The sequence below is a fragment of the Arthrobacter gyeryongensis genome (assembly GCF_039543785.1).
Lineage (GTDB): Bacteria > Actinomycetota > Actinomycetes > Actinomycetales > Micrococcaceae > Arthrobacter > Arthrobacter gyeryongensis.
Genome location: NZ_BAABKK010000020.1, coordinates 1 through 4,928, shown reverse-complemented (window position 1 = coordinate 4,928; position 4,928 = coordinate 1). Strand labels below are relative to the sequence as shown.

3 protein-coding genes are annotated in these 4,928 nt (G+C 63.7%); all 3 read left to right on the top strand.

The features are described 5' to 3' along the window. Positions 1 to 512: SpaH/EbpB family LPXTG-anchored major pilin (locus ABEA18_RS14845; protein WP_345450265.1), on the top strand; the 512-nt coding region annotated here is incomplete at its 5' end. A gap of 230 nt (positions 513 to 742) precedes the next feature. Next, positions 743 to 4,282, top strand: a complete 3,540-nt coding sequence (locus ABEA18_RS14840) for a DUF7927 domain-containing protein (protein WP_345450263.1) — start codon at positions 743 to 745, stop codon at positions 4,280 to 4,282. Positions 4,283 to 4,323: 41 nt separating this feature from the next. Further along, positions 4,324 to 4,928: SpaH/EbpB family LPXTG-anchored major pilin (locus ABEA18_RS14835; RefSeq protein ID WP_345450262.1), on the top strand; the 605-nt coding region annotated here is incomplete at its 3' end.

Below are 4,928 nucleotides of genomic sequence, written 5' to 3'. Positions count from 1 at the left end.
CCCCTCCGGCGGTGACCAAGTGGGGCAACATTGTCCTGCACAAGAAGGATTCCCGGAGTTCCGCGGCCTTGGCCGGCGCGGTGTTCTCGGTGTATCCGAGCCGGGCCGATGCGCTGGCGGGCACCAACGCGATCAGCGTCGGAGGTGCCAGTTCCTGGACCACCGATGCCACAGGCAACCTGGTGATTTCCGGCCTGCGCTACTCCGGCTGGGCCAACGGGGCGGCAGTGGGCCCGGGCCAGCCCGGGTACCAGTCGTACTGGCTGGTCGAGACCAAGGCCCCGACCGGGTATGCGCTGCTTGCCGAGCCGGTCGAGACCGCGGTCACCGGCACTGACCCCTCGACCGTGACGGTGACGATCGAGAACGTCCTGGCGAACGCCGCCGGATTCCAGCTCCCGCTCACCGGTGGCGCGGGAACCTGGGCCCTGACCGCCGGCGGGGTCCTCGTGCTCGCAGGCGCAGGCCTGTTCACGATCACCGGCCGCCGGAAGCGCACCGAAACAAAATAAGCACTCCGTGCGCCCAGAATTTGGCCCGGCCTAGTCAGGTTCCGAAAATACTTTCCTATTTTCGCGTCACGATCCGTCAATAGCTCCCACTGTCTCAGTGGGTGGCCGTTTCCGCCCGCTTATTTCCAAAAATTGAATCTGTTTTCTGCGACACGAATCGCGGGAAGCGCGCACTTGAAGGCTAGAGACCACCTGCGTGCCCGCTCCCGAAAGTGATGCAAGAAAAGCCCATGAAGCAGTCCGTTCCAGCCAAGCTGCTGGCAATTCTCCTCGCCGTCACGATCGTCTGCCTTGGCCTGGGCGGCGCCCTGCCTTCACCCGCGTATGCGACGACGCCGGGAACGCCGGGGGTGCCCCAGGCAGCTACACCGGTTTATACGGAAGACTTCAACACTTTTCCGGATAAAACGGCATACGGGGCGAAGTCGTACTCTGCAGCCGGGTCAACGATATATGTCAGTCAGACCGACCAGACCTACACCGGATCGCCTAAATGGATCAACGGAAACCGCTGCAACGGTATTATTCTGAACTACTCCAATTCGGCTGCTCCCTCTTGGGCTCTGTCCGGTACCAGTCCCTCGGACTCCGGGGCCAACGGTCGGTGCTCGGAGGCCCCCTGGGCTAACGGCTACCAGTTCCTTCGGATGCTGGCTTTGGCGATGGGGCAGCAGTTCGATCCGGGTTCGCCGTCGACCTACAACGTGGTGAGCTCCTACACGGAGTGCCCGACCACTTTGACGGATACCGGCGACTGTGACGTCTTGCCGGTCGGCCCGAATGTCGCCACTGGCAGCGTCATGTTCAAAACTGCCCAGCCTATCGCGACGGTCCCCGGCCACTACTACGCCTTCAGCGTCAACACCGCGTACATAAACTGCGGTGCGCCAAGCACTGACCCAGGTTACCAATTCGCCACCGTTGATCCCCTCACCGGCGCGGTCATCAGGAACCTGGGTACTCCGCTCAACGGCTGCTCGTCTACCAGCAGCCCGAACGTGCAGACCTACACGCAGACGGTGACGAGCAATGTCGGCGGAAACTTCGGCACCGTCACCAGGACCGTGAAGATCGCTTCCATGACCACAAACCAGGCATTCCAGGCGACCGGCACGAGCATCGGCCTGGAGATGTATAACACGAACGGGTCCACCGTCGGCAACGACGGGGCGTTCAGCAACATCAGACTCGTGGACGTGACGCCGCAGTTGGACAAGTCGTTCAGCCCGGCGCTGATCGCTCCGGGCCAGACCTCGACCGTGACGCTGACCGTGACCAATACGAGCGAGCTGAACACGAAGAACGACTGGAGCATCACGGACACGCTGCCTGCCGGTGTCGTGATCGCCCAGAACCCTGCGATCGGCGGGACGTGTGTCCAGCAGGGGGGTGCGGCGTTCGTCAGGACGGGGGTCGCCGGGTCGAATGTCTTCACGGCCACCGGCGGGGACCTTGCCTTGGGGCAGGCGTCCTGCACCATCACCTTCAATGTGACGGCATCCGCGGAAGGGACGTATGTCGACGGGCCGGCCAACATCGTGACCAACCTCAACCCGCCGGCGGACGCCACTTTGACGGTCCAGGCGCCGCGGATCACGTTGACGAAGGCGCTCGGGGCGCCGCGTCAGGCGGCGACGGATCAGTTCACGATGCAGATCCGCACCGGCGGCGCGAATGGCACGGTGGTCAACAGCACTGCGAGCTCGACCACGACCGGTACGGGATCGTCAGTAACTGCGGGATCCGGCACCACCGGCGCTTACGCGGCCACGGCCGGAACAACGTACACGCTGACCGAAGCGGCCGCCGGAACGGCAAACCTTGCGTCCTACGCCAGCACCATCGCCTGTACGGACTCGTCCGGCTTGCAGCCCGGGTTGCCGAACGGCGCAACTTTCACAGGATCCCTGGCCATCACGCCGGTGGCCGGGGCCAACATCGCCTGTACCTTGTCAAACAGCGCTCTCGCAATGCCCATCATCAATGTAGCCAAGCAGGCAGGCGCGGTCACCGGTCCGGATACGAACGGCAACTATGTTGCCAATTACACCGTCACCGTCTCCAACACGGGCTCGGCGGCCGGCACCTACGGTGCCCTGTCCGACACACCGGCGTTCGCCCCGAATCTGGCTATCACGCGTGCTGCCTGGACAACGTCCGGGACCGGCGCTCCTGCCGGCGGCTCGTCCCCGACCCCCGGCCCATACTCGTTGGCCCAGCCGGGTGTCGCCATCGGCCCGGCAGTCACGCACAGCTTCAACCTCGCGGTGACGTTCCACTACTCGAACACCAATCAGCCAACGGCCTGCGCTGGTCCCGGGACCGGCCTGTTCAACTCCGTCTCCCTGCCGGGAGGCCAGGAACAAGGCCCGACGACGGACAACGCCGCCTGCGGTACCCTCCTGCCCAATTTGGTGGCCTCCAAGAGCGTGGATCCGGTGGCCGGGACCTTGGTCCAGTCCGGGCAGGCTCTGACGTACGCGCTGACCTTCGACAACACGAGCGGTACCGCCCCGGCCCCTGTCAGTTACACCGACTGGCTCGGGGACGTCCTGGATGCCTCTTCCCTGGTGGCCAACTCCATCAAAACGACCACCACGGGAGGTGTCGCCCTCTCCGTGGCCGACACCTCCGCAGCGCCACCGCCGACCCTGGCCATCACGGGCACCGTGGCTGCCGGCGCGAAGAGCGTGGTCACTTATCAAGTCAAAGTCAACGCTGCCGGCACCCTGGGCAATGCTTCGCTCGAGAACTACCTGACGCCCTCGACTGTTAACGCCCCGCCAACGAGCTGCCTGGCCGGCAGCACCACCTGCACGATCAATCCCGTGGGCTCGTGGACACTCGGCAAGTCTGCGTCCCCCTCTACCGGAACCTCCATCAACCCCGGCGACCCCAGCACAAACAGGGTGATCACGTATACAGTGACCGCTACTAATTCCACCGCCAATGCCGTCACCGGCGTCATCCTTACCGACGACCTGAGCCAGGTACTGAACAACGCCACATTCACTGCAGGTTCGGTGAGACTGACCATCGATGGCGGCACCCCACTCGCAGTTCCTGATCCCGGTGCTGACAGCAAGCTGGTCACGCTGCCATTTACTCTCCCCGGCAATGGCACGGCGGTTTTGACCTATAAGGTGACGGTCAACCCCACTGCTTGGCTCGTCACCCTGAAGAACGGGGCAACCGGCAACGGGGTCATCCCGCCGGCACGGTGCGTCATGGGCAGCGCGGCGCCGCTGGACCCGGCCTGCATTACCACCAATCCCACCACGGGCCACCTGTTCCTGCAAAAGACAGGACGAGGGACAGTTCAGGGTTCCACCGTCCCGCTGACTGGATCGACCTTTGAGATCCGCAACGATGCTGCCGGGCAAATGGGTGCCACCGTGGTCGGAGTGAACAGCGCAGTGTCAGGATCTCCCGGACTGGTCGAGGTCAGAAACATGCTTCCAGGGACATACTGGCTGCTCGAAACCAAAGCCCCGAACGGCTACTCGCTCCTCGCCACCCCCGTGAAGTTCACCATTGCGGCCAACGGCAACATCGCATTGGACACGGCCACCGCAGCAACGTCCGTATCAGTGAACGGCTCGACCATCACCATCCTGGACATGGCGGTTGTCAATCTTCCATCCGCCGGTGGCCCAGGAACAGCTGGCTTCTTCGGAGCGACCGTCGCAGGACTACTGCTCCTCATGATTTCCCTCGCCCTCATCATCTTCAGGCGAGCGAACAAATCCCCACAAAACCAGACTCCTTAGCGCAGCTCGGCGCAAATCAATGGGGGAAACAAGAAAGGAACATGATGAAATCATCGAAGGTGAGGCGCGGCGTCATAGCCTCTTTGGCCGCAATAGCCTCAGCCGGGATGCTTGCCCTCGGAGCCGGAGGTGCACACGCGGCGAACACCGCGAACATCGATCCGTCAAAGACGGGTTCGTTGACGATCCATAAGTATGAGAAGCCGGCCACGCCGACCAATCTGCCCAGCGATGGAACGGCTTTGACCCCGGCCCAGACCGCGGCACTGACCCCGATGGCTGGGGTGACGTTCACGGTGCAGAAGGTGGACAACATTGACCTGACGACGAATGCGGGCTGGGCTGCGGCGGCTGCGCTGACTCCGGCGCAGGCCGCGGGGCAGGCGGGCCCGGGTTCGACGGCCACGACCGGCGCGGCCGGGACGGCGACCCTGGGGAGTCTTCCGCTGGGCCTGTATCTGGTGACGGAGACCGGTTACCCGGCCGGTGTGACTCCTTCGGCCCCGTTCCTGGTGACGATTCCCATGACGGACCCCACCGGGGGGAACGGCTGGATGTATGACGTGAACGTCTACCCGAAGAACGCCGTGACTGCGGCCACGAAGACCGTGAACGATGCATCGGTCCTCAAGCTCGGAGACAACGT

Bases quoted from the DNA above. Each gene is read 5' to 3' on its own strand.
- ABEA18_RS14840 (WP_345450263.1), top strand. From the start codon at position 743: ATGAAGCAGTCCGTTCCAGCCAAGCTGCTGGCAATTCTCCTCGCCGTC.